Genomic DNA, 24584 nt, shown 5'->3' with positions numbered 1-24584 from the left:
ACTGACGAACATTGAAGCAGGATACCGGGAAGCTAGGAGTCCGGACTCCGCGTGCAAGCTCGACCGTCCCGTCCCTCCTCCCAGTGCCCCTTGCCGTCGATCTGTATTTGTTCTACAATGTGTTTATGACCGACCTGCTCAAGGGTTCGCTCGAGGCCACCCTGCTGGCCGCCGTCGCTTCGCGTGGCGACGGGGCCAGCGGACTCGACGTGCGGCAGGCGGTCATCGACCGGACCGGCCGCGCCTATGCCGTGGGGGCGATCTATACGGTGCTGCAGCGCCTGGAAGCCAAAGGGTGGGTCACCGCACGCCTGGCCGACGCGCGCCCGGTGCGTGGCGGCAGGGCCCGGCGGCTCTTCACGGTGACCGCCGACGGCCACCGGGCGCTGGAGTCGTTCCGGCAGCGGGCCGCGGCGGCCTGGGCGCTTCCCATTCCCCTTGTTGAGGATCTGTGCTGAATGCGTGCGGATACGGCGGAACGACTGCTTCGCGCCACGGGCGCCTCCTCCCTTTTCGTGGACGACGTCCTGGGTGATCTCGAGGAGTTGCGCACGCAGCGGCAGCGTGCGGGACAATCGGGCGGGCGTTGGTGGTACGCCACCGAAGTGCTGCGCGCGCTCCCGCACGCCCAGCGCGACGGCCTGCGTGGCGTGGGGCTTTCTCATCTCCTCGACTGGACGCAGAAGGCGATCGCGGCGTGGATCCTGCTGGGCGTCGCGGCGCTCATTACCGGTTGCATGATCTACGGCATGTGGTCCGCCCTCACCCCCCCGGCAGAACGCCCGGCCATCTGGCTTCCGTCCGGCCTATCCATCACGGGGCTGCTGATCGCCGGCGCGCTGAACTACCTGCTGCTCGGGTATGTGGCCGCATGGATGGAGCGCGACCGCCCGCTGATCGTGACCATGGTGGCCGCCCTGCTGGGCGCGGGCACACACACGCTGCTGGTGCGCGATGGCATTGGCGAGGTCGGGGTCGGCGTACTGCTCTTCCCCATGATGGTGGGGGGCCTCATCGCCGCCGGTGGCACGTGGCGGGTCGCGCGGGGCGGCCTCACACGCCCCTGAACACACCCGCGCCCCGCATCGTATCTTCGGGGGTCCCCAACCCGGAGTTTCGATGCCCTCGTCCGCTTGGCGCCCGCGCGCGCTGTCCTGTGGACTGACGCTCACCGCGGCGCTGCTGGCCGCCGGTGCCCTGCCCGCTCAGTCAGCCCCCTCCGGCACGCCACGTGCCATGACCGCCGCCGACATCTCCGCTTGGAAGTCGTTGCGCAGCGCGGCGCTCTCCAACGACGGCAGCTGGTTCGCCTACATCGTGGCGCCCAACGAGGGCGACGCCGAGGTGATCGTGCGCCAGACCACGGCGGGCGGCACGGTGCACCGCTTCCCCATTGGTGAGCCCCCCGCCGCGGCCGGCGGGCCGGGGGGTGGCGGGGCGGCCGGGCTGCAGCTCTCCGCCGATGGCAAGTGGGCGGCCATGCTCGTGTATCCCACGGCCGCCGAACAGAAGCGGTTGCGGCAGCAGCGCCGCCCCGTGCAGAGCAAGCTGCGGCTGGTGGAGCTTGCCACGGGGCAGGCGCGCGAGTTCGAGCGCGTGCGCCGCTTCGCCTTCGGCGGCGAGGCGCCGCTGGCCATTGCCATGCACCAGTACGGCCCCGATGCCCCCGCCGGCGGGGCCGGTGGGGCCGGCGGCGGTCCCGCGCCCGGTGCGCCCGGCATGGGGGGCAACCTCTTCGGTGGCGGCGGCGGGCGCGTGGAGGGCACCGACCTGCTGCTCTACGAGCTCACCAGCAAGATGGTCTCCAACGTGGGCAACGTCGCCGACTTCGCCTTCGACGACAGCGGTCGCTGGCTGGCCTACGCGATCGACGCGCGCGACCAGACCGGTAACGGCGTACAGCTGCGCGATCTCCGCACCGGTGTGGTGCAGGCACTCGACGCCGGCAAGGCGCTCTATCGTCGGCTCGCGTGGAGCGACACGCTGCCGGCGCTCGCGTATCTCAAGGGCACGGTGGACAGCGCGGCCACGGACACCACGTGGGGCGCCTTCGGTGTGGCCGCCGTGGGCACCCCGTCGCTGCGGCGCGCCTCCGTGGGGGCCGGCGGCACCGGCGGCACCGCCAATGGCATGGAGATTTCCCCCGATCGCACGCCGCGGTGGACCGAGAACGGCGAGGCGCTCGTGGTGGGGCTGCGCGTGGCCACGCCACCGGTGCCCAAGGCGGAGCAGCTCGACGACGACGAACGCCCGTCCATCATCTTGTGGCATCACAAGGACCCGCGGCTGCAGAGCATGCAGCTGGTGCAGGAGCAGGCCGACAAGGGCTTCTCGTTCCTCGCCATCTACACGCCGGCCACCAACGCCCTCGTGCAACTCACTGACGAGCGCGTGCGCACCGGCGCGCTGGGGGCACGTGACGCGTGGCTGCTGGGCAGCGACAACAGCGCGTACGAACGCCAGAGCAGCGTGGACGGCATCCAGCGCCGCGACATCTGGCTGGTGAACGCCCGCACCGGCGAGAAGACGCTGGTCAGGAAGGAGGCGCGCGCGCAGGCGCAGCTGTCCCCCGATGGCCGGACCGTGGTGTACTGGGATGACGGCCACTGGCAGGCGTACGACGTGGCCAACAAGGCGACCACCACCATCACCAAGAACGCGCCGGTCACCTTCGTGGACACCGAGGACGACCACAACGTCGATCGTCCCCCCACGCAGTTCCTGGGCTTCAGCCGCGACAGCCGCTTCGTGCTGCTGCAGGACAACTACGACGTGTGGCGCGTGGGGCTCACGGGCACCTCGTTCACCAACCTCACCGTGAACGGGCGCGCCCAGCGCATCCGGTATGCGCGTCGCCTCGTGACCGATGCGCGCGAGCGCGGCATCGACCTGGCGAAGCCGATCTTCATGGCGGCGCTGCAGGCCCGCACCAAGAAGGAAGCCATCGTGCGCATCGACGCCGCCAAGCCCGGCGCGGTGGCGCTGACCGGCTGGCGTGACGCCCGCCACGCCCCCATGAAGGCGAAGAACGCCGACGTGTGGGTGGCCAGCATCCAGACGGCGGCGCGCTTCCCCGACTACTGGCGCGTAACCTTCGCCGGCGGCGCCATCGCCGATTCGGTGCAGCTGTCCGACGCCAACCCCCGCATGAACGGCGTGGCGTGGAGCCCCGGCGCCCGCCTGGTGGACTACGTCACCGACAAGGGCGACTCGCTGCAGGGCGTGCTGGTGCTGCCGGCCGGCTACCAGGAGGGCAAGGCGTACCCCACCCTCACGTTCATCTACGAGCTGCAGTCGGACAACCTGCACAGCTTCTCGTCGCCCACCTTCAGCAGCTCCCCCAACGCCCTCATTGGCGCGCACACCTCACGCGGCTATGCGGTGTTCCTCCCCGACATCGTGTACAAGATCAACGACCCGGGCATGAGCGCCGTGTGGAGCGTGATCCCGGCCGTGAAGGCCGCCATCCGGACCGGCGTGGTGGACAGCGCGAACGTGGGGCTGCATGGGCATTCGTGGGGCGGCTACCAGACGTCGTTCCTGGTCACGCAGACGAACCTGTTCAAGAGTGCGGTGGCCGGCGCGCCGCTCACCGACATGATCAGCATGTACAGCTCGGTGTACTGGAACACCGGCAGCGCCAATCAGGGGATCTTCCAGAGTTCGCAGGGACGCTTCAAGGGCAACTTCCTCGAGCACCGTGACGCCTACGAACGCAACTCCCCCAATCGTTTCGCCGACCGGGTGAAGACGCCGCTCATCATCCTGCACAACGACAAGGATGGCGCGGTGGACTTCAACCAGGGGATCACCTACTACAACACGCTCCGGCAGATGAACAAGGACGTGATCCTGCTGGAGTACGTGGGCGAGAATCACGGCCTCGCGCAGCTCAAGAACCGCAAGGACTACTCCCAGCGGCTCATGGAGTACTGGGATACCTACCTCAAGGGGCAGGCCGCGCCGGAGTGGCTCAAGAACGGCATCCCCCGCCTCAAGACCGAGGAGCACCTGCGGGAGCAGAAGAAGAAGCTCGAGGGGAAGAAGATCGCGATGTGATCAGCGGCGCCTGCGGGGCCGCTGACGGGCGGCTGATCACTTCGCGGTGATCAGCTGCACCATCCCCTTTTCCGTATGCGCTCGGCCGTCGCGCCCCGGGATGAGACAGGCCAGGATGTAGCGCCCGGGCTTGAGGCGGGCCGTCAGGAATGTCTCCTGCTTTGGCGCGAGCGTGGCGGTCTGGCCCAGCGTAGGCATCCAGGGGGGAATGATGCCCTTCTTCTGATACATGTCGAGGAACTCGCGCAGCGTGTGATTGCTGGGCAGTTCGAGCAGCGCCATGGCATGCAGGTCCTGGCCGACATTCACGAGATTGAAGGCCACCACGCCACTGTTCACGGTTGGCGGGCTCTTGAAGGCGTAGTCGGCACCTTCCACCAGGACGTATTCCACCCGGGTGGCCGCCGGCGGGCGTGTGGCCACCGCGCCCTGCCCTTCGACGGAGGGGGCGTGTGTCGCCAGCGCCAGCACCAGCGCCAGCACCAGCACCATGAGGCCAACCAGATCCTTCCGGAGTGTGCTGCACATGGGGCATCCCTCTCGAGTCCTGCGTCGGTGGCGCGCGACGTGGGGCCATCCCTGGTCGCGCCGTCGTGGTGACAGATCGCGGGTCGGTACAATGAGACGAAGCTCCCAATCTCAATGGGAGGTTCCCCGCGAGCTCAGCCGTAACGTGTGACACCCCGCCTTCGCCGCCCCGCGTGCAGGTGCCAGCGGTCAAACTGTCTCTTGACTCCCCGGGGCAAATACCGGAAGTTGCGCCTTCCTTGCTCGCCCGCACGTGTGCGGCCGGGCAAGGGGCCGTACCGTTCTTGCACGAGTTCCACCACATAGGCGCTGGTCCCCGGCTTCCTTCCCCAGGAGCCGTGGCTAAGAGGGAACCCGGTGCGATTCCGGGGCGGCCCCGCCGCTGTAAGGGACGACGAGGAAGCTTTCCGCCACTGCGCCGTGTCCGGCGCGGGAAGGCCGCTTCCGAGGACGAATCCCAAGCCAGAAGACCTGCCATCGCCACGAGTCCGCGCGCCCCCTCGAGGGAGGGTTCGCCGGGGATTGCTGTGCCGCACCGACGGGCGAGTTGCCGCCGAGTGCGCGCAGTCCCGTCCGGGCTCCCCGCAAGACATCGCCGGGAGCCTTTGTAGTGCCCGCGATGCCGCGGGCACCACCGGCCACGGGAACATCCTCGGGGGGTGTGCAACTGTCCGGCTTTTTCCCCTCTGGAGACACTGAATGAGCACGTCCGTCGCACCGCGCACCGCATCCGAAGTCCGTTCGACCTTTGGGGGCTATGATGCCGCCGGGGTGCGCGCCATCACGGAGGTCGTCAAGCGCGATGGCCGCCGGGCGCCGTGGGATCCGGAGCGCATCACGCGCGCCATCGCCCTGGCCTTCTGGGCCTCGCGCCACGACGATGCCCCCAACCCGCACGCCAACGACGCCGCGCACCGCTTCGGCCTCGGCTTCACCGAGTTCGCCGACGTCTGCGAAATCACCCAGCTCGTCGTCAACACCGTCGAGCGCAAGGCGCTCGAGCGCACCCCCACGGTGGAAGACGTGCAGGACATCGTGGAAATGATGATCGCCGCGCGCGGGCACTGGGACGTGGCCAAGCGCTACGTCATCTACCGCGCCGCCCGGGCGCAGGTGCGCCTCGCCGCGCACGGCGAGAATGGACTCCAGGACTACATCTTCCTCTCGCGCTACTCGCGCTACCGGGAAGAGCTCGGCCGCCGTGAAACGCCCGCCGAGGCGTTCACGCGCGTCATGGACATGCACCGCGCGCACTTCGCCGACAAGCTCGACCTCCCCGTGGCCGGCTTCGGCGGACGTCCGCTGCGCGAGCTCATCGACGAAACGGAGGCGGCGCTGCAGCGGCGCGCCATCCTCCCCTCCATGCGCTCGCTGCAGTTCGGCGGGCAGGCCATCGAGGCCAACAACGCGCGCATGTTCAACTGCGCGTTCACGCACATGAACCGCCTCGACGCGTTCAAGGAAGCGTTCTTCCTCCTCATGTCGGGCACGGGCGTGGGCTTCTCGGTGCAGAAGCATCACGTGGCGCAGCTGCCGCACTTCCCGGTGCGCGGCGCCGAAAACGACCTCGAGGTGGTGCACTACACCGTGGGCGACACCCTCGAGGGGTGGGCGGATGCGCTCGATGCGCTCATGCGCAGCTACCTCGACAACAAGAAGATCGAGTTCAACTACTCGGGCATCCGTCGTCGCGGTTCTCCCCTCAAGACCTCGGGGGGGCGCGCTCCCGGGCACATCCCGCTCAAGAAGGCGCTGTCGGCCGTCGAGCGCATGCTCGACCAGGTGTCCGGGCGCGCGCTGCGCCCCATCGAGGTGTACGACATCCTCATGCATGTCGCCGTGGCGGTACTCTCGGGCGGCATCCGTCGCTCGGCCACCATCTGCCTCTTCTCGGCCGACGACGATGAGATGGCGGCGGCCAAGACCGGCAACTGGTTCGAGACCAACCCGCAGCGCGGCAAGTCCAACAACTCGGCCGTGCTCGTACGCCACCAGCACACCGAGCAGGACTTCGCGCGCCTCTTCGAGCTGCAGAAGGAGTTCGGCGAGCCGGGCTTCTACTTCGTGGACGATGTCGAGTACGGCGCCAACCCGTGCGTGGAGATCGGTCTCGCGCCCTTCGCCGTCGTGGACGACGCGGCGCAGACGAAGCTCGCCGAGTACGGCATGCCCGATGTGCCGGTGGGGAGCAAGGTGAGCGGCTGGCAGATGTGCAACCTCACCACCATCAACGCCAACGCCTGCGACGACGAGGCCGGCTTCCTGGCCTGCTGCCGCGCCGCGGCGCTGCTGGGCACGCTGCAGGCCGCCTACACCAACATCGGCTACCTCGGCGCCGCCACGCGCTACATCAACGAGCGGGAATCGCTGCTCGGCGTGTCCATCTGCGGCATCCTCGATCGCCCGTCGCTGCTGCTCAACCCGGCCGTGCTGGAGCGCGGTGCCCGGGAGTGCCTCGACACCAACGCGGCCATCGCCGAACACCTCGGCATACCCGCCGCGGCGCGCATCACCTGCGTAAAGCCCGAGGGCACGGCCAGCCTGGTGCTGGGTGCCGGGTCTGGCATTCACCCGCATCATGCGCGTCACTACTTCCGCCGCGTGCAGGCGGCGCGCACCGAGCCGCTGTACCAGTGGTTCAAGCTCAACAACCCGCACATGACCGAAGCGTCGGCGTGGGACCCCGACACGACCGACGTGATCACCTTCCCCGTGACCGCGCCGACCGATGCCATCCTGCGCAAGGATGTGGGCGCGGTGCAGTTCCTCGAGTACGTACGCCTCGTGCAGCAACACTGGGTGGTGGCCGGCCGTCGCCATGAGTCGTACAACCCCGGCCTGCACCACAACGTCTCCAACACGGTCACCGTACGCGACGACGAGTGGGACGCGGTGCAGCAGTTCATCTTCGAGAACCGCGGCTACTTCACCGGCATCTCGCTGCTGCGCGAAACAGGCGACAAGGTGTACGCGCAGGCGCCGCGCGAAGAGGTGACCACCGACATGGACATGGCCAAGTGGAACGCGCTGGTCTACAGCCCGGTGGACTACACCGCCCTCTGGGAAGGCACGGACATGACCACGCTCGCCGATACCGTCGCGTGCGCCGGCGGGGCCTGCGAGATCGTGTGACATCGTCGCGTCGCACTAGGCGCGACCCGTAACTCAAAACCCGAACGCCCGTCTCGAAACTGATCAGTCTCGAGACGGGCGTTCGGGTTCTGAGTCTTGCGTCGGGCCAGGTCAGTGCTTCATGCCGGTGTTGCACCCTTCCTCGAGCACTTCGAAGGCGTCGTGCAGCGCCCTCATGGCCGTCTTGAGCGCCGCGTCGTCGGCCTTGGCATTCACCAGCGTCTGCACCTTCTCGGTCTCGCCAACGAGCCCCGCCTGCGCTTTCTGCAGTTCCGGCTTCTGGCAGGCCGCCGGGGCCTTGGAAGCCGCCACGGCCTTGGCCGACGTGACCATGGTGCCGATCATGCCGCGCGTGGGCGCCATGTCGTTCTTGTCCTTGGCCGGGTGCCAGGTGGCCATCATGAGGCCGTGATAGGCATCCAACTCCTTCCACGCGTTGGCCTTGGCGTCCTTGCCGTGCTGCATCTGCTTCATGTGCTCGGCGTGCATCGCCGCGTGGTCGTCCTTCTTGGCGGGCGGCTGCGTGGGCTGCGCGAAGGCGGGGGCAGCAAGAACGACGGCGGCCGCGGCCGCGAACATGGCGCGATTCAGCATATCGGAATATTGGGTGAGAGGGTGGAGAATGATGGAAGTTATACCGGTCCGGGCGAGCAATGGATCCCGGGGCCTTTGGGCGAGCCGGCCCGCGACCTCTGGTTGGCGACTGACAGCAGCCCCGGTCAGGGTTGAGGGTCATGGGTGGAGGGTTCTGGGTGGATGCTACACCAACCCAGGACCCTTCACGCTCAACCCTCAACGCTGAACGGATGAGCCGTCAGTCGCTCACCCGGCGGCACGGACCGGTCGCTGTTCGAGGGGCGCCCCCAACCCTCCGGACCTTCCCCGGCCCCCGGCCAACGAGTCCCCCTCCCCACTCGTAGCTTAACGGTGTCCCGCCCCCTCTCAGGCCGGGGCCGCTGTCCCCTCCCTCCACCCGCCCCCGCATGTCTCTGATGCCCCGTTCGCATCGCCGGCGCGTGAGCCCCTGGTCTGCCGCGCTGCTCATGGCCGCGGTGCTGCCGCTCACCGCCCACGCGCAGCAGCGCACGACACCGGAGCAGTTCTTCGGCCACCGCATCGGCGCCGACTACGAGCTGCCCAACTACACCAAGCTGCACCAGTGGTTCATCACCGTCGCGAAGGAAAGCGACCGCGTGGCCCTCGACACGATCGGCCTCACCGAAGAAGGCCGCCCGCAGATCATGGCCATCGTCACGAGCCCCGAGAATCACCGGAAGCTCGCCCGCTACAAGGAGATCTCCACGAAGCTCGCCAAGGCCGACGGCGTGGACTCCGCCGCGGCGGCCGCCATGGCGAAGGAAGGCAAGGTGATCTTCTGGATCGACGGGGGCCTGCACGCCACCGAAGTCCTCGGGGCGCAGCAGCTCATGGAGACGCTCTGGCAGCTCTCCAGCCGCACCGACGACGAAACCGTGCGCATCCTGAACGACGTGGTCATCCTCATGACGCACGCCAATCCGGACGGCATGGAGCTGGTCACCAACTGGTACATGAAGGAGAGCGACAAGCTCAAGCGCACCACGGCCACCATTCCGCGGCTGTACGAGAAGTATGCGGGCCACGACAACAACCGTGACTCCTACATGAATGCGCTGGCCGAAACGCGCAACATGTCCTCGCAGCTGTTCATCGAGTGGCACCCGCAGATCATGTACAACCACCACCAGACCGGCCCCACGGGCACCGTCATGGCGGCGCCGCCGTACCGGGACCCGGCCAACTTCTGGTTCCACCCGGCCATGATCACCGGGCTCGATCTCGTGGGCGCGGCGCTCAACCATCGCTTCGTGCTCGAGCACAAGCCGGGGCTCACCTTCCGCGCCGGCTCGAACTACAGCACGTGGTGGAACGGCGGGCTTCGCACCACCGGCTACTACCACAACCAGATCGGCATCCTCACCGAAACGATCGGCAATCCCACGCCCATGCGCATCGCGCTGGTGCCCGAGCGGCAGGTGCGCTCGGCGGGGCTGCCCATGCCCATCGAGCCGCAGGTGTGGCACTTCCGTCAGTCCATCGACTACTCGGTGAGCGCCAACTACGCCTTCCTGGACCTGGCCTCGCGCTACCGCGAAACGTTCCTGTTCAACCGCTGGGTCATGGGGCAGGACCAGATCAAGGCCGGGCAGAAGGACACCTGGACGATCTCGCCCAAGCGGGTGGCCGCCATGGCGGCGAAGATCCAGGCAGACCGCGGCACGGTGGCGGCGGAGAATCGCGCCGGTGGTCCGCGCGGCGGCGGTGTGGCGCCCAACGTGATGAACGCCGTGGCGAACGATCGCTACATGGCGGAGCTCAAGAAGCCCGAGAACCGCGATCCGCGCGCGTACGTGTTGAGCGCGGCGCAGCAGGACTTCCCCACCGCCACCAAGTTCGTGCGCGCGCTGCAGTACTCGGGCATCGACGTGCACAAGGCCACGGCGCCCTTCAGCGCCAACGGCAAGCAGTTCCCGGCCGGCTCGTGGGTCATCAAGACCGACCAGGCGTTCCGCTCGCACGTGCTCGACATGTTCGAGCCGCAGGATCATCCGAATGACTTCCGCTATCCGGGTGGCCCGCCAATCCCGCCGTACGACAACGCCGGGTGGACGCTCGCCTTCCAGATGGGCGTCGACTTCGAGCGCGTGCTGGATGGTGGTCTCACGGGGCAGTTCGAGAAGGTCACCGGTATCACCGCCATGCCCGCGGGCACGGTGGCGAAGGGGAAGGCCGGCTACTTCATTCACGCCGGCGTGAACGATGGCAACACGGTGGCCAACCGTCTCGCGCGGGTGAAGGTCAAGGCGCAGCGGCTGCCCACCGAGTTCAAGGACGGCAATGCCACGTGGCCGGCCGGCTCGTGGTTCATCCCCGCCGGCGGCGCGGCCGACCGGGTCGTGGCCCTCGCGGCCAAGGACCTCGGCGTGAACTTCGCCGCAGCCAACACCAAGCCCAGCGGCGCGCAGGCCGTGCAGCCGCTGCGCATCGGGCTCATCGATCGCTACGGCGGCAACATGCCGAGCGGCTGGACGCGCCTCATTCTCGAGAAGTTCGAGTTCGGCTACACCACGGTGTATCCACAGGAAGTCGACGCGGGAAATCTCAAGGCCAAGTACGACGTGCTGGTGTTCACCGATGGCATGTTCAGCGAGGCCGGCGCCGGTCGCGGTTTCGGTGGCTCCCCCGACACGACGCTCATCCCGGCGGAGTATCGCAAGGAGCTGGGGCGCATTTCCGGTGACAAGTCGGTGCCGGCACTCAAGGCGTTCGTGGAGGCAGGCGGCCGCATCGTGGCCATCGGGTCGTCCATTGGCCTGGGCAAGGCCATGGGGCTGCCCATCGAGAATCACCTCGCCGACGCCAACGGCCGGCCGTATCCGGGGGAGAAGTACTACATCCCCGGCTCCGTGCTCGAGGTGAAGCTCGACACGAGTGCCACCATTGCGGCGGGGATGGCGCCACGGCCGGCGGTGATGTTCGACAACAGCCCGGTAATGAAGCTGGGCGCCGATGCGGCAGCCAAGGGCGTGAAGGTACTCGCCACCTTCGACAACACCGCGCCGCTGCTCTCCGGCTGGGCGTGGGGGCAGGAATTGCTCAAGGACGGGGTGGCCATGGCCGAAGCCACCGTGGGTAAGGGGTCGATCTGGCTGTACGGCCCCGAGATCCTGTTCCGTTCGCAGGCGCACGGTACGTACAAGTTGTTCCTCAACGCCCTCGACGGTGGCTTCAAGCGGCCGGCGAACGCGATGCAGTAACCCCTGACTCCGTGTGAGCGGGCGGTGGGGTTGAACCGCTCGCACGGAGCGCCCGGAGGAACGGAGGCCGCGGAGAACCGCATCAGCGTTCTCCGCGGCTTCTTTCATGGCTCCACTATATTCCGGGATGCCGCTCACCCTCCGCGACATCGGTTCCCGGGCCACGAAACTGGCCGGCATGATGGTGCCGATCGGGCTTGGCCTCGGGGCCAGCAAACTGGCCTCGCCGTACATGCCGGCGTTCACGGACTGGGTGAATTCGCTGGGCGCGTGGGCGCCGGCGGCCTTCGTGGCGGGCTATGTGCTGGCCACGGTGTGCATGATGCCGGCGTTCCTGCTGACCATTGCCGGCGGGGCGGTCTTCGGGCTGGCGCGCGGCTCAATGCTGGTGTTCATGGGGTCCACGATCGGCGCCGCGATAGCCTTCACGCTGGGGCGCACGGTGCTGCGCGGGTGGGTCTCGGCGCAGATCGCCAGGAATCAGACGCTGCAGATCGTCGACCGCGTGATTGGACAGGAAGGGCTCAAGCTCATGTTCCTGCTGCGCCTGTCGGGGATCGCGCCATTCGTGCTGACGAACTACGCCATGGGCGTCACGTCGGTGTCGCTGCCCCATTTCCTGCTGGCGATGCTGGGGATGATTCCCACCATCGCCACCTATGCCGCCGTGGGGCAGGCCGGCGCGCAAACGCCGGGGGCGGGCGCGATTCCGTCGTGGATGCTCTGGATGGGGGTGAGCGCGGCGATCGTGCTGGCCGTGATGGTCACGCGCATCGTGCAGACGGCGCTGCGGGAGGCGCAGACGAGAGAGAACATGGCGGTGATGGCGCAAGGTGAACGCGTTGCCGACTGACGGCACGCCCGTTCAGGGTTGGGGGTCGTGTGTGGAGGGCTGTGGGTGGGTGTGGGGGCGTCGGGATGCGCCGGTGACGGTGGCGGCAGTGCGGACCCGTGACTGAAGGTTGAGCAGCATGGGGCGCAACCGATCGATCTTCGCCAGCAGATCTTGGGCGTGCGCGGGGTTCATCAATTGGGCGTCGCGCAGCAGCAGTATGTGATTGTGGGCCTCGGCCAACGACGCGAGGGCAATGCCAAGGAAGTGCGCGAACTGCGAACTGGTCGTGCGCTGTGCGCCTTCGGCGATGTTCGCACCGATCGAGGCGGTAGCCCGGCGCACTTGTGACACCAGCTCCGCGTTGCCCCTGGGAACGCGTGCCGTTATTCGGATCGTGGCCACCGCCAGATCGTGCGCCTGCCGCCATACGAGGAGCTTCCGGAAGTCTTGCATGACCCACGATGGCAGCAGCAAACCGTGAGCGTGACACCACGGCTTCGTCCATGGTGTCATTCCGACGCCCTACACACCCACCACCCTGCACCTACGCCCCCGTACCCTGAACGGGGGCGCGGTCAGTCGTGCGGGGCGTTCGAGGAGGGATGGGGGCGTTCGACTGTCGTGCGACGTTGCCGGCAAGACTGGCGCGATCGACTGACGGCCGACCCGTTCCGGGTTGGGGGTCGTGTGTGAAGGGTCAGGGGTGGCGCCGTGGCCAGCGGCGGGAGACAACGGCACGTAGAATCCCGGGATCTCCTTTTTCCGGCCTCTCATGCGCAACGCGCTTCTTGTCTCCCTGACTGCCCTGGCCGCCTGCCAGAAGCCTTCGCCGTCCCCCCGTCCATCGGCGGCTCCTCGCGTGGGGCCGGAGAACGGCTCCGTCCTCGTCGTCGGCGGCGGTCAACAGGGCCCCGAGATCTTTGCCAAGTTCATCGAACTGGCCGGTGGCCCGGACGCGCTCATCGTGGAAGTGCCCACCGCCGGTGGGGACTCCATCGACGTCAGCACCGTGGGCCGCGGGCTGCGCGCCGCGGGCGCGAAAAACGTGGTGGTGTATCACACCACCAGCAAGGCGGTGGCCGATGCCGACAGCTTCGTGGCCAGGATCGCCGGCGCGCGCGGCGTGTGGTTTGGCGGCGGGCGTCACTACCGCCTGGTGAACGCCTACAGCGGCACGAAGAGCGAGCGGGCCTTCGCGGCGGTGCTGGCGCGCGGTGGCGTGGTGGGCGGCTCCTCGGCGGGGGCCAGCATTCTCGCCAGCTATCTCATTCGCGGGGCGCCGTCGAACGACAATCGCATCATGAATCACCCGGAGTATCTCACGGGCTTCGGCTACCTGCGCAATACCGCCATCGATCAGCATGTGGTGGCGCGCGAGCGGCTCCCCGACCTGCACGATTCGCTCATCGTGCGTCGTCGCGATCTGCTGGCCATCTCCGAAGACGAAGGCACGGCGTGGGTGGTGCGCGGGGACACGGCCGAACTCATGGGCCGCGGCAAGGGGTTCGTGTACAACGCCCGCGAGCTCACCGATCCGGGGCGGCCGTTCCTCACGCTGCTTCCCGGCGACCGCTTCGACCTGGGGGCGCGACGGGTCCTTTCGCGCGCGGCGTCAACGTCGCGGCTCGATGGGGCGTTTCTCGATGCGCTCTTCGGCAGCTACGGTAACGGCGTACGCGGCGGGCTGGCCGTGCTGGTGGCGCGCGATGGCAAGGTGCTGCTCAACCGCGCCTACGGTGTGGCCCTGCCCCCGCGCTTCACGCCGGAAACGGCGGTCCCGCTCTTCCGCCTCGGGCGCATGGGCGGCGTGCTCAGCGCCTCGCTCACCCCCGACAGCAGCGGCCGCATCACCCCCGCGGTGATTCGGCGCGTGCTGGGCACCGGGGGCATGCAGCGCACCCGGTACGACAGCGTGAGCGGCGACTGGACCGCGAATGTGGACGATCTCTATCGCTTCGAACTGGGACGCTTCCCGGTGCGCCCGGGGGCACGTGACAGCTACACGCCGCCCGCGCCGTTCCGCATCGACACCGTGAACGGCCGGGTGCGCCAAGCCGTGTACGGTACCGACGACGGCATGCGTGGCGCGTGGGTGCGCTATCCCGCCGAGCGGCTGGTGATCATGGTGCTGAGTAACGACAGCACGGCCGACGCCCGCGCCATGGCGATGCAGCTGAGTGAGCGCGTGCTCGAGCCGCCCCAGTGAGGCGCGGCGAGCGGCTTGCCGTACTGCTCGCGGTGACCGTGGCGTCGCCGCTCGGGGCACAAGGCGGAGCGCCGCCCTTCGTGGTGCCGGCGTGGGCCTTTCCCACGTCGCCTCCGCCCCCCAAGGGGTCGCCTCCGGCGGTCGTGGACAGCATCACGCGGCATCGGGTGCCCAACTCCCCTCGCCGATACACGCGACCACAGGTCGCGAATGCGTTCGACATTCCCGACTGGTTTCCGTGGCAGCATCCTCCCATGCCGGCGCCGGTCCAATACGGCGTGCGCCCGGAGGGACGCGCCTGCGGCTTCTGTCATCTTCCGGACGGACAGGGGCGCCCGGAAAACGGGACGCTGGCCGGCCTGCCCGTGGAGTACGCCGTGCGCCAGGTACGGGCCTTTCGCGACGGCACGCGACAGAGCGCGAACCCGGCGGCCGCCACCGGTCCCATGCACACCGTGGCACGCGGCTTCCCCAGCGACGACGACATCCGGGCCGCCGCCCGCTACTACGCGCGCCTGCCGCTGACGCGGCGCAATGTGGTGCGGGAGGTGGCGCAGGTGCCCACCACGCGCATCGCCGGCCTGCTCTATGCCTACGCCGGCACGGGAACGGAACCCCTCGCCGGCCGACTCATCGAAGTGCCGGAATCCTTCGAACGCCATGAACTGCGCGACCCGTGGGTGCGGTACACGACGTATGTGCCCGTGGGAAGCGTGGCGCGGGGCCGACGGCTGGCGAACCGCGGCCCGGCCGGTGCCGCCACCAGCTGCGCTGCCTGTCACGGGCCACAGCTGCGCGGGGTGGGCGAGGTCCCACCCATTGCCGGGCGCTCGCCGTCCAACCTGTTGCGCCAGCTGATCAATTTCCGCACCCGCACCCGTCGCGATTCCACCGCAGCTTCCATGTACGCGGTGGTGGATTCGCTCACGATCGACGACATGGTGGCCCTCGCGGCCTATGTCGGTTCGCTGTCCCCTTCGCGTTCCACGAGGAAGTAGCCATGCATCGTGCCGGTATCATGCGTGTTGCGCCCGCGCTGCTGGGGTGTGTCATCAGCACCGTCAGCACCCCGCTGGGCGCCCAGCCCCGAACCACCGCGCCGTTTTCCGTGGTGGAAGCCAGCATGGCCGACCTGCAGGCCGCGCTGCGCGCGAAGCGCGTAACGTCGCGGCAGCTCGTCGAGCAGTATCTCGTGCGCATCGCCACCTACGACCAGACACTGCGCGCCACCATCACGGTGAATCCGCGTGCGCTCGCCGACGCCGACGCCCTCGATCGTGAACGCGCGCAGGGCAAGGTGCGTGGCCCGCTACACGGCATTCCGGTGGCGCTCAAGGACAACATCCTTACCCGCGACCTGCGCACCACCGGTGGCGCGCTCGCCTTCGCGGATCTCGTACCGCCCTACGATGCCACGCTCACGCGGCAGTTGCGCGACGCCGGGGCCATCATCATTGCCAAGGCGCAGCTCACGGAACTGGCCAACTGGGTGGCCAGCGGCATGCCCGGCAACTACAACGCCGTGAACGGACAGGGACTCAACCCGTGGGATCCGCGCCCCGATCCGCGCCCCGGCTTCGACGACGGTCGCGCCGTGCTGGGCACCGGCGGTTCCTCCAGCGGCATCGGCACCAACGTGAGCTTCTGGGCCGGCAACGTGGGCACGGAAACCTCGGGCTCCATCCTCTCACCTGCGCACGCCAACATGCTGGTGGGGATCAAGCCCACCGTGGGGCGCATCAGCCGGCACGGGGTCATTCCCATCACGGCCGATCAGGACACCCCCGGCCCCATGACGCGCACGGTCTCCGACGCGGCCATCATGCTGGGGGCCATGGAAGGGGCCACCCCCGATCCGAACGATGCGGCCACCACGACGTGCACGCCGCCCGCCAATCGTGACTACACGACGTTTCTCGATGCGGCCGCACTCAAGGGCGCCCGTATCGGCATTCCGCGCGCGTTCTTCTACGACAGCGTGGTGTCGGGGGGCAGCACCCGGCCTCGTGGCGGTCTCACGCCGGCGCAGCGGGTCGTGATGAATGAGGTGATCGCGGTGCTGCGCGCGCAGGGCGCGACGATCGTGGATCCGGTGGTGATTCCCAGCATTGTTGCCCCGAAGGCCGACGACAATCTGCTCGACTGGAATCCGTGCAGTGGCCTCGACAACGCCCGCGGACAGGATGCGAATTGCTCGAGCGTCCTCAAGTACGGCATGAAGCGCGACTTCAACACGTGGCTGACCACCCTGGGCGACAAGGCGCCGCTGCCATCGCTCACCGCGCTGCGGCAGTGGAACATCGCGCATCAGCGTGCCGGCGCCATCAAGTACGGCCAGGCCAATCTCGACATCTCCGACGAGATCGACCTGCGGCTCGACCGCGAGAAGTACGAGGCCGACCGCCGGAAGGACCTGCGGCTCACCGCGACGGAGGGGCTGGATGTCGTGCTGAAGGGCGAGCGCCTGGACGCCCTGCTCTTCCCCGGCGCCAGCAGCGCCAACATTGCGGCGCGCCCGGGTTATCCGAGCATCACCGTGCCGTACGCGCTGCTGCCGGTCACGACCCCCTATCCCGCCGGTTTCGACGCCAGGCCGGCGCCGTTCGGGGTGACCTTCACCGCCGGGGCCTGCGCCGAGCCGCGGCTCGTGGGGCTGGCGTACGCTTTCGAGCAGGCCACGAAGAAGCGGCGTGCGCCGGCGGGGTTTCCGTGATGCACGCGGTCTCGCCGGTTACCGCGCGGCAGCACGAATAGCCGACAGTCCCCGCCGCTGCGCGCCGTTGGCGTCGAAGTTGTCGGGGGCGAGCCACGCCGCGAGCGCGCCGCGTACGACGGGCCAGTCGTCGTCGGTCATGGCAAACCAGGCGGTGTCGCGGTTCTGCCCCTTGATGACCAGATGCTTGCGGAAGACCCCTTCGGCCGTGAAGCCGAAGCGCAGCGCGGCGCGCTTGGAAGGCGCGTTGCGGTTGTCGCACTTCCACTCGAAGCGGCGATAGCCCAGCGTATCGAAGACGTAGCCGGCCATGAGCGCGAAGGCCTCGGTCGCCACCCGCGTGCGCGCCACGGCCGGTCCCCACAGAATGTGGCCAATCTCGGCCACGCCATGGGCGGCGTCGATGCGCATGAGTGCCTGTCGCCCCTCGGCGCGCCCCGTTTCCCGATTGATGACGGCGAAAAAGAGCGGATCGTCGGTCCCCGCCGCGCGGTGCGCCCAGGCCATGAATGCCGCCATGTCCGCGGGCGGCGTGTCCCAGAGGTAGCGAAACCGTTCCTCGGCGCCGGGCGCAACCGATGCCGCCAGGAGCGTGTCCGCATGGCGTGGCGGGTCGAGCGGCTCGAGTATCGTGTAGCGCCCCGTGAGCACCACGCGTTCGGGGCGGGGGCGCGGCGTCCAGCCCGCCAGCGATTCGCCGCCGGTGGACGCGGGCGCGGCCGACATCCCTTAGCGCTTCTCCATGGCGTCGCGCACGTCCAGCAGGATCTCGAAGTACAGCTGCTCCCGGCGATAGGAGAAATCGAGCGCGGCCATCTGCGCCGGGTCGCCCGTCTCCTTGGCGCGTTCGAAGGCTTCGCGGTACATCTCTTCCAGGTTGGTCAGAATTCGTTCACGGGAACGCGACATACGAAAGGCCTCGAGGGCTTTGAAGGTCAGGCGGGGCGGCAGATCGTCCACCGTCTCGACACTCTCTTCCGTGTCGAAGAACTTGGTCAGGCGCTCGAGCACGAGGCGCCGACCGCGATCGGGCAGGTTCACGGGAGACGGGGGAAGGACGGCGATGAAGCGCTCAGCACTGTTTGCCCGCGACGGTGGCCGCTGCGTGTACTGCGGCCTCGTCTTCGAGCCGGACGCTCTGAGCGCAGACCACGTCCAGCCGCGGATGCGGGGGGGCGATGGGTCCCCGGGCAACCTAGTAACGGCCTGCAGGGGCTGCAACGCTCGCAAGGGGGGCCGCCCGCTGGCGCAGTTTCTGGCCGAGGAACCGGAGGCCCGCCGGAACTTCTTCGCCCTGGCGCGGTACGTATGGCCACGGCATCTGAAGGCGGTGGCCGAGGAGCTCGCGCGCCGGGGCGTTGCAGGTGCCCCAACGGAGCTCGTGGAGGGGGTCCGGGGGCTGCGCAGCTCCGAGGCCATCGCTAGACTTCTGCAGATGCAGGACCGCGGGACCGACAATTCGGAGTTGGAAGGGGAGTAGCCACGCGGGCGGGCGGTACGCCGTTCGTGCGGCCGGGTCGTCAAGACTGTCGCCGGCACCTTGGGGTGCGGGCGGCACGGTCCGGTCGGGTGGAGCATGCACCAGGCGAGACCTTCACACGAGGCACCATGACCGCCCCCGGCGGCCGCGGTCGTTCGTGCGAAGGCTCGCCTTTTTCGCGTCCGCCGGTCGCGTTCCCCGAGAAGCTACGCAACACCGCAACCTTCGACACACGATGAACAACATCAAGGTTTTCGTTCTCATGGCCGGCCTGACCGGCCTTGTCATGCTGATCGGCCAGATGCTGGGCGGCGGAACTGGCGCCATCATGGGGCTGGTCATGGCCGCGGGCATGAACCTGTTCATGTACTGGGGCTCGTCCAAGATGGTCCTGCGCTCGTACAACGCGCAGATCGTGGACGCGCAGCAGGCGCCCGAGCTGTACGCCATGGTCGACCGGCTGCGTCAGCGCGCGGGGCTGCCCATGCCCATCGTGGCCATCGCGCCGCACGACCAGCCCAACGCCTTTGCCACCGGGCGCAACCCGGAAAACTCGGTGGTGTGCGTAACCGAGGGGCTCATGCGCATGATGAACCGCGAGGAGCTCGAGGGGGTCATTGCGCACGAGCTGGCGCACATCAAGAACCGCGACATGCTGCTGCAGACGATCGCGGCCACCATGGCGGGTGCCATCGGCAACATCGCGCAGTTTGCCATGTTCTTCGGCGGCCGTGACGACGAGGAGAGCGCGAACCCGATCGTGGCGATCGCCATCATGATCATTGGGCCGATCATTGCCATGGTCATCCAGTTCGCCATCAGCCGGCAGCGCGAGTTCAAGGCCGACGCGGTGGGCGCGGAGATCTGCGGCCGGCCGCTGGCGCTGGCGAGTGCGCTGGGCCGGCTCGAGATGGGCGCCCGCCGCATCCCGATGCAGGTGAGCCCGAATGCCGCGCCGCTGGCGATCGTGAACCCGCTGGCCGCGTTCAGCCTGCGCGGGGTCAGCAAGTGGTTCAGCACGCATCCGCCGACGGAGGAGCGGATTGCGGCGCTGCAGGAGATTGCGTCGGTCCGTTGAACCGGAGTTGAAGGGGCGTGAGAGGAACAGAGATCGGGAGAAAAGGGGAAAGGGAGAAACGGGACAGGCATCTCGTTTCTCCCTTTTCCCTTTTCTTCCGTTGTCAGTTCCGACCTCCACGCGGCACGTACCTACTCTGGAGGGTCCATCGGTGGAGGAGCAGACAACTCCAGCCGGTGGAACACATGCTCCTCGAGCACGCGCCCGTGCTTGAGATGTTCGACCACGATGCGCTCCATGAGTTCAGGGGTCACGCCGTGGTACCAGACGCCTTCGGGGTAGATGGCCACGATGGTCCCGCCGCTGCAGACGCCCAGGCAGGGGGCTTCGCTGCGCTTGATGCGCTGGGGGCCGAAGAGCAGGCCATGCTGCTGCAGCAGCGACGCCAACCGGGAGTACACGGCGCGTCCCGCACGGTTCTCCGTGCAGTAGCCGCCAGTGCACACCAGCACGTGGCGGGAATAGGGCTCCATCACCGGCAAGACAGCCAACCTGCAGTTCCTCTCGAATCGGCGCGGGGCGCGGACTTAGTCTGACGTGGGGGGCTCGGGTGGGCGAACGGCCCCGCGCGGCGGCGGCGCGCCGGGGTGCGCGCCCCGCCTGGCCGCACGCTCCCGCACCAGCAGATACATGCCGCGCATGGCGAAGATGGTTCCCAGCAGCGACACCGCGATGCCCCGGGGGCCGGTGTGCTGCAGCCAGCGCGCGGCGCCGGCGCTCATGAGGAACCCGACTCCCGCCAAGACGAGACCCTGGAGCTGCGCGGCGTTCAGTCGCCCGGCACGGGACTGGTAGAGCGCCGAGCCAAGCAGCCAGGCCCCGCCCGTCCCGACTATGGCGGACGCCAGCGTATCGCGGTCGAGGTCCATGGGAACGGAAGGAGAAGGAGGCGTCTGCTTCCGCAATCTACACGGCGCGCCCGGCACGAGGGGGAGTATGAACGAAGCGTTACCGCGTCCCCCCGGCCTCCTTCTTCAATCGGTCGGCCAGCCGGTCCCGGGCCCAGGCGCCGTACTCCCGGCAGCCGGCAGGGTCGCGAAACGCCGTCGTGCTGCCGGCCTCGCGCTTCGCCAGCCGCTCGAACAGTTCGGAGAGGCCCGGGTGCGGCGTGAGCACCACGTCGCACGGCATGCGCTCGAAGAGCCCGTGGGCCTTCGCGAAGTCCGCGAGGACCGATGGATACCGACTGTTGCGCGAGAACCGGAAGGTGTCGTCGGCGATGGCCGATTGGCTGTCGACGTACACCATGTCCCAGCACGTGTCCGCCTCGCACGAGCGCCACGTCCACGTGGTGCCGCCGGGGGTGTGCCCCCCCGTGAAGTGCGCCGTGAGCGCGAGCGCACCCACCTGCACCACTTCACCGTCACGCACCTCGCGGTCGGCCCGCACACCGGGAAACGGCAGGTACACCCCGAACTGGGGGTCGTCCGGCAGCGACGTACCCATGCGCAGTACCTTCGCGCTCCACGGATGCAGCACCACCTGCGCCCCCGACGCTTTCTGGAGCGCCGCCAGACCGCCCGCATGGTCGAAGTGCGCGTGGGAATTGAGCAGCACCTTCACGTCTTCGAGACGAAAGCCCAGCGCCCGCACGCTCGCGGCAATGAGCGGCGCCGACTCGGGGAGGGCGCCATCGATGAGCACGTGGCCAGCCGGTGAGGTCACGAGAATGGCGCTCAGCCCGCGTGTCCCCACGTAGTAGGTGTTGCCGTGCACACGGAAGGGGCGTTGCGGCTCGTTCCACTCGGCACACGCATCGCACCGCGTGACGGTGAGATCGACCGGCGGTGCCACCTTCGGCTGCGCGAGGCCGCGCCCCGCAACGAGAGCCACGGCTACGCCGGCAGTGAGCAGGAGGTACGGAATGCGATGGGTCGGCATCAGGCAGGGGAGAACAGCGAGACGGTGGGCTGCGGGGCGTTAACCTATGGAGCGGTGGGCACGGCGTGTGCCACCGCGTCAGTGTCGCGCCAGCCCCATGATGACTTCGAGGACGATCAGCAGCACGATGGCGATTTCCAGCGTTTCACTGCGCGCCGCCTGGGCCTCGCCGTTCAGCATGGCGTAGGTGTCGCGCAGGATGGCCAGCTTGCGGTCGATCCCCGCGCGCCACGCGCGCCCGCGGAAGAGTTCGAGCGCGGCCGAGTACACGCGGGCGAGGTACACATCGTCCGTCACCTTGAGCGCGTTCTCCACCCGCTCCACCAGCTCGGTGCTGTCGGCCACCTGTGCCTGCAACCGCTGCAGCAGCGCCGCGAAGCGCCGCCCCGGAAACACCGCGTGCCGCGCGCGCGCCGCCTCGATATCGTCGTACAACTTCGGCAATTCGGCGTCGAGCAGGGCGTCGTAGAAGCGCAGCTCGAGCAGCTGCGCGTTGGCAAACTCGAGGATGTACTGCAGATCGGTGTCCTGCTCGCCCGGTTCCACCACCAGCGCGCTGTCCCACGTCACGATGGCGAGGTCATCGCCGTAGTAGCTGAAGCGGTGGGGGAGCAGCTCACGCTTCGCGTCCGGGCTGAGGGGCCGCGTCTCGTTGAGCAGCACCGGTACCACGTCCAGCTGCAGCAGCGCGTCGGCGCTGTAGGGCACGCCATCGGTTCCGGTAACCCGCGCCACGCGAAATACCGTGTAGTCCTCGTGCACATCGGCAAGCTGCGGCCGCTCCACTGCCGGCCTGATGCGATCCGTCAGCAGGCGCAGCTGCTGTGACGTAATGGCGGTGATCGCGGGGTGCTGATGCAGGCGGCGGCCGAAGTGCGTGAAGGCGTCCCACGAGCAGTTCGCCGGCGCCCGCACCTTCACGCGCAGCGACACCACGCCGAAATCGAAGATGCGCGCCGACAGCTCCACCTCGTGTGCCGCGTCGCCCACCAGCAGCGACTCCGCGCCCAGTAGCACGGTAATGGGCGGGTTGGAGATCTGCAGGGCCTGCCCCTCACCGCGCACGGGGCGCACCCGTTCCGGACCGCTGGTGGCGAGCAGGTCGAGGGCGCGCTCGAGGTTGATGGAGTAGCCCACATCGAACAGCCGGTACGCAATGGCGGCGCCGGTGTCCACGATCGGGGCGGTACCGGGGGTCTGCATACGTCCAAGTTATCGTGATGGTGCGCGGCGCGCCTTTGGCGCGCCGCTTTGTGACAAGGGAGGGAGCAGGGGGCAGGGGGTCAGGGGGCAGGGAGCAGGTCTTCCGCCTGCCCCCTGATCCCCTGCTTCCTGCACCCTCCCTTGTCGTGCCCGCCGCAGGCGTACCCTTTCCGCGCTGGTTTTTCCGCACGCACACCTTAGCGTTCGAATATGTCTCCCGTCTCCGCATTGCCCGGTCTCCCCGACCCGGCCATCGTCTCCAAGGGCTACGCCCATCCCGCGCGTCTCGTCAGCACCGACTGGCTGGCGGCCAACCTGTCCAACCCGTCGCTCCGCCTGCTGGAGTGCAACGAGGACGTGCTGCTGTACGACGTGGAGCACATCCCCGGTGCCCAGAAGCTGGACTGGCACGTGGACCTCAACGACCAGGTGGAGCGCGACTACCTGCAGCGTGAGGGCTTCGAGGCGCTGCTGCGCCGGCTGGGGATAGACGACGGCACCACCGTGGTGTTCTACGGCGACAAGAACAACTGGTGGGCCACGTACGCCTTCTGGGTGTTCCAGCTCTTCGGCTTCGACAATACGATCGTGCTCGACGGCGGGCGCGCGAAGTGGCTGGCCGAGGGGCGGCCGACCACGCAGGAGCGGCCGTCGTTCGCGCCGTCGCCGTACGTGGCGCACGCGCGCGACGATATGCGCATTCGCGCCTACTTCGCCGACACGAAAGCGCACATGCAGGCGGGATTGCCCATGGTGGATGTGCGGTCACCGCAGGAGTACACCGGCGAGAAGCTGCACATGCCCGATTACCCGCAGGAGGGCACGTTGCGGGGCGGGCACATTCCCGGCGCCCGCAGCATGCCGTGGGCCAAGGCAGCCGAGGCCGACGGCTCCTTCAAGCGTGCCGAGGCATTGCGGGCGCTCTACGAAGGCGAGTTGGGGCTGCGTTCGGCCGATTCCGTGGTAACGTATTGCCGTATCGGCGAGCGTTCGAGCCACACGTGGTTCGTGCTCACCTATCTGCTGGGGTACACGAACGTGCGCAACTACGACGGCTCGTGGACCGAGTGGGGGAACGCCGTGCGGGCGCCTATTCGCAAGGGAGAGCAGCCATGAGGGCCTCAACATGAGCAGTGAATCGCTGAAGAACACCACCGCCATGCCCGTCGTGGGCAAGCCGCCGGCCAAGGTCTCGGTCACGTGGGCGGGCGAGCATCGCTTCGACGGCCAGCGTCAGAGCGGCGGGCCGGCCATTCGCATGGACGCGAGTGGCGAGACCGGCCCCTCGCCCGTGGACACGCTGCTGTGCGCGTTGGCGGGGTGCACGGGCGTGGACGTGGTGGACATTCTCGCCAAGCGTCGCACGCCGGTGCAGGCGCTGAGTGTGGATGTGGAGGGCGAGCGGTTTGCCGGCGTGCCGGGCCGTGTGACGGCAATCAAGCTGCACTACCGCATCATTGGCGCCGAGGTGGAGCGGCAGCATGCCGAGCGCGCCATCGAGCTGGCGGTCACGAAGTACTGCAGCGTGCGCGACAGCCTCGATCCGCACATGCCGGTGACCTGGACGTTGGAGCTCAACGGCGGGTGAGCGTGCGCTGCGCGCATGGACGCGTACCGATAGGTGAGTGAGGAGGGCCCATCGACGAACGGTGGGCCTTTCTGTTGCCCGGTG

22 protein-coding genes and 1 riboswitch are annotated in these 24584 nt (G+C 68.4%); of the genes, 13 read left to right on the top strand and 9 right to left on the bottom strand.

The annotated features are described in order from the left end of the window. The first annotated feature begins 125 nt into the window (after nucleotides 1–125). Genes LW840_RS14035 through LW840_RS14025 form a run of 3 tightly spaced genes read left to right on the top strand, consistent with a single transcriptional unit; the run spans nucleotide 126 to nucleotide 4059 of the window. Nucleotides 126–458, top strand: coding sequence for a PadR family transcriptional regulator (locus LW840_RS14035; RefSeq protein WP_291261228.1), 333 nt, complete (start codon nucleotides 126–128; stop codon nucleotides 456–458). Then, on the top strand, nucleotides 459–1067 hold the full coding sequence (locus LW840_RS14030) for a hypothetical protein (RefSeq protein ID WP_291268249.1): 609 nt from the start codon (nucleotides 459–461) through the stop codon (nucleotides 1065–1067). A 52-nt stretch (nucleotides 1068–1119) separates the two neighbouring features. Continuing rightward, a complete protein-coding gene (locus LW840_RS14025; RefSeq protein ID WP_291277201.1) occupies nucleotides 1120–4059 on the top strand; it encodes a prolyl oligopeptidase family serine peptidase in 2940 nt (979 codons plus the stop codon). Between the two features lie 36 nt (nucleotides 4060–4095). On the opposite strand, the gene LW840_RS14020 is transcribed toward LW840_RS14025, so the two are convergent. Then, entirely contained in the window at nucleotides 4096–4587 is a 492-nt protein-coding gene (locus tag LW840_RS14020; protein WP_291277200.1) for a hypothetical protein, read from the bottom strand. Nucleotides 4588–4880: 293 nt separating this feature from the next. Then, a riboswitch (cobalamin riboswitch) is annotated at nucleotides 4881–5081 on the top strand. A gap of 205 nt (nucleotides 5082–5286) precedes the next feature. Between LW840_RS14020 and LW840_RS14015 the strand changes: the two genes are divergently transcribed. Then, entirely contained in the window at nucleotides 5287–7719 is a 2433-nt protein-coding gene (locus LW840_RS14015; protein WP_291270240.1) for an ATP cone domain-containing protein, read from the top strand. Nucleotides 7720–7830: 111 nt separating this feature from the next. On the opposite strand, the gene LW840_RS14010 is transcribed toward LW840_RS14015, so the two are convergent. Further along, nucleotides 7831–8313: a hypothetical protein gene (locus tag LW840_RS14010; protein WP_291277199.1), complete on the bottom strand. Its 483-nt coding sequence runs from the start codon at nucleotides 8311–8313 to the stop codon at nucleotides 7831–7833. Nucleotides 8314–8711: 398 nt separating this feature from the next. On the opposite strand from LW840_RS14010, the gene LW840_RS14005 reads away from it, so the two are divergent. Continuing rightward, the gene (locus LW840_RS14005; RefSeq protein ID WP_291273873.1) at nucleotides 8712–11516 is read left to right on the top strand and encodes a M14 metallopeptidase family protein; all 2805 of its coding nucleotides are present in this window, start codon (nucleotides 8712–8714) and stop codon (nucleotides 11514–11516) included. Between the two features lie 127 nt (nucleotides 11517–11643). Further along, nucleotides 11644–12369, top strand: coding sequence for a TVP38/TMEM64 family protein (locus tag LW840_RS14000; protein WP_291268589.1), 726 nt, complete (start codon nucleotides 11644–11646; stop codon nucleotides 12367–12369). A 12-nt stretch (nucleotides 12370–12381) separates the two neighbouring features. Here LW840_RS14000 and LW840_RS13995 read toward each other — a convergent pair whose 3' ends face one another. After that, nucleotides 12382–12804 (bottom strand): four helix bundle protein, encoded by a 423-nt coding sequence (locus LW840_RS13995; RefSeq protein ID WP_291268588.1) that lies wholly within the window; start codon nucleotides 12802–12804, stop codon nucleotides 12382–12384. Between the two features lie 319 nt (nucleotides 12805–13123). Here LW840_RS13995 and LW840_RS13990 point away from each other — a divergent pair, with 319 nt between their 5' ends. The 3 genes from LW840_RS13990 to LW840_RS13980 are packed head-to-tail and all read left to right on the top strand — an operon-like array spanning nucleotide 13124 to nucleotide 17270. After that, complete coding sequence (locus LW840_RS13990) at nucleotides 13124–14557, top strand: Type 1 glutamine amidotransferase-like domain-containing protein (RefSeq protein WP_291270237.1); 1434 nt, start codon at nucleotides 13124–13126, stop codon at nucleotides 14555–14557. After that, nucleotides 14554–15555 carry a c-type cytochrome gene (locus LW840_RS13985; RefSeq protein ID WP_291277198.1) on the top strand — a complete coding sequence of 334 codons (1002 nt, stop codon included), beginning with the start codon at nucleotides 14554–14556 and terminating at the stop codon, nucleotides 15553–15555. Before LW840_RS13990 ends, LW840_RS13985 begins: the two co-directional genes overlap by 4 nt. Before the next feature lie 2 nt (nucleotides 15556–15557). Next, nucleotides 15558–17270 (top strand): amidase family protein, encoded by a 1713-nt coding sequence (locus tag LW840_RS13980; protein ID WP_291277197.1) that lies wholly within the window; start codon nucleotides 15558–15560, stop codon nucleotides 17268–17270. A gap of 18 nt (nucleotides 17271–17288) precedes the next feature. On the opposite strand, the gene LW840_RS13975 is transcribed toward LW840_RS13980, so the two are convergent. Together LW840_RS13975 and LW840_RS13970 are read right to left on the bottom strand one after the other, a co-directional pair. Then, nucleotides 17289–17996, bottom strand: coding sequence for a GNAT family protein (locus LW840_RS13975; protein WP_291268655.1), 708 nt, complete (start codon nucleotides 17994–17996; stop codon nucleotides 17289–17291). A gap of 3 nt (nucleotides 17997–17999) precedes the next feature. Then, a complete protein-coding gene (locus LW840_RS13970; protein ID WP_291261241.1) occupies nucleotides 18000–18311 on the bottom strand; it encodes a hypothetical protein in 312 nt (103 codons plus the stop codon). A gap of 22 nt (nucleotides 18312–18333) precedes the next feature. On the opposite strand from LW840_RS13970, the gene LW840_RS17610 reads away from it, so the two are divergent. Continuing rightward, nucleotides 18334–18750, top strand: a complete 417-nt coding sequence (locus LW840_RS17610; protein WP_343213691.1) for an HNH endonuclease signature motif containing protein — start codon at nucleotides 18334–18336, stop codon at nucleotides 18748–18750. Between the two features lie 235 nt (nucleotides 18751–18985). Next, nucleotides 18986–19828, top strand: a complete 843-nt coding sequence (locus LW840_RS13965; RefSeq protein ID WP_291261242.1) for a zinc metalloprotease HtpX — start codon at nucleotides 18986–18988, stop codon at nucleotides 19826–19828. 131 nt (nucleotides 19829–19959) lie between these two features. Here LW840_RS13965 and LW840_RS13960 read toward each other — a convergent pair whose 3' ends face one another. The 4 genes from LW840_RS13960 to LW840_RS13945 all read right to left on the bottom strand — a co-directional run bounded on the left by LW840_RS13960 (nucleotide 19960) and on the right by LW840_RS13945 (nucleotide 22912). Beyond that, the gene (locus LW840_RS13960) at nucleotides 19960–20301 is read right to left on the bottom strand and encodes a (2Fe-2S) ferredoxin domain-containing protein (protein WP_291261243.1); all 342 of its coding nucleotides are present in this window, start codon (nucleotides 20299–20301) and stop codon (nucleotides 19960–19962) included. Nucleotides 20302–20355: 54 nt separating this feature from the next. Next, nucleotides 20356–20697, bottom strand: a complete 342-nt coding sequence (locus LW840_RS13955) for a hypothetical protein (protein ID WP_291268656.1) — start codon at nucleotides 20695–20697, stop codon at nucleotides 20356–20358. Nucleotides 20698–20776: 79 nt separating this feature from the next. Then, on the bottom strand, nucleotides 20777–21709 hold the full coding sequence (bla, locus tag LW840_RS13950) for a subclass B3 metallo-beta-lactamase (RefSeq protein ID WP_291270234.1): 933 nt from the start codon (nucleotides 21707–21709) through the stop codon (nucleotides 20777–20779). Between the two features lie 78 nt (nucleotides 21710–21787). Then, nucleotides 21788–22912: a hypothetical protein gene (locus LW840_RS13945; RefSeq protein WP_291277196.1), complete on the bottom strand. Its 1125-nt coding sequence runs from the start codon at nucleotides 22910–22912 to the stop codon at nucleotides 21788–21790. Between the two features lie 210 nt (nucleotides 22913–23122). On the opposite strand from LW840_RS13945, the gene LW840_RS13940 reads away from it, so the two are divergent. Both LW840_RS13940 and LW840_RS13935 read left to right on the top strand, forming a co-directional pair. After that, nucleotides 23123–24028, top strand: a complete 906-nt coding sequence (locus LW840_RS13940) for a sulfurtransferase (protein WP_291277195.1) — start codon at nucleotides 23123–23125, stop codon at nucleotides 24026–24028. A 10-nt stretch (nucleotides 24029–24038) separates the two neighbouring features. Further along, complete coding sequence (locus LW840_RS13935; RefSeq protein WP_291277194.1) at nucleotides 24039–24500, top strand: OsmC family protein; 462 nt, start codon at nucleotides 24039–24041, stop codon at nucleotides 24498–24500. The last annotated feature ends 84 nt before the right edge of the window (nucleotides 24501–24584 follow it).

This window comes from Gemmatimonas sp. (genome assembly GCF_021298855.1).
GTDB lineage: Bacteria > Gemmatimonadota > Gemmatimonadetes > Gemmatimonadales > Gemmatimonadaceae > Gemmatimonas.
Note: the sequence above shows the minus strand (reverse complement) of the source record. Positions and strands in the feature narration are given on the sequence as shown.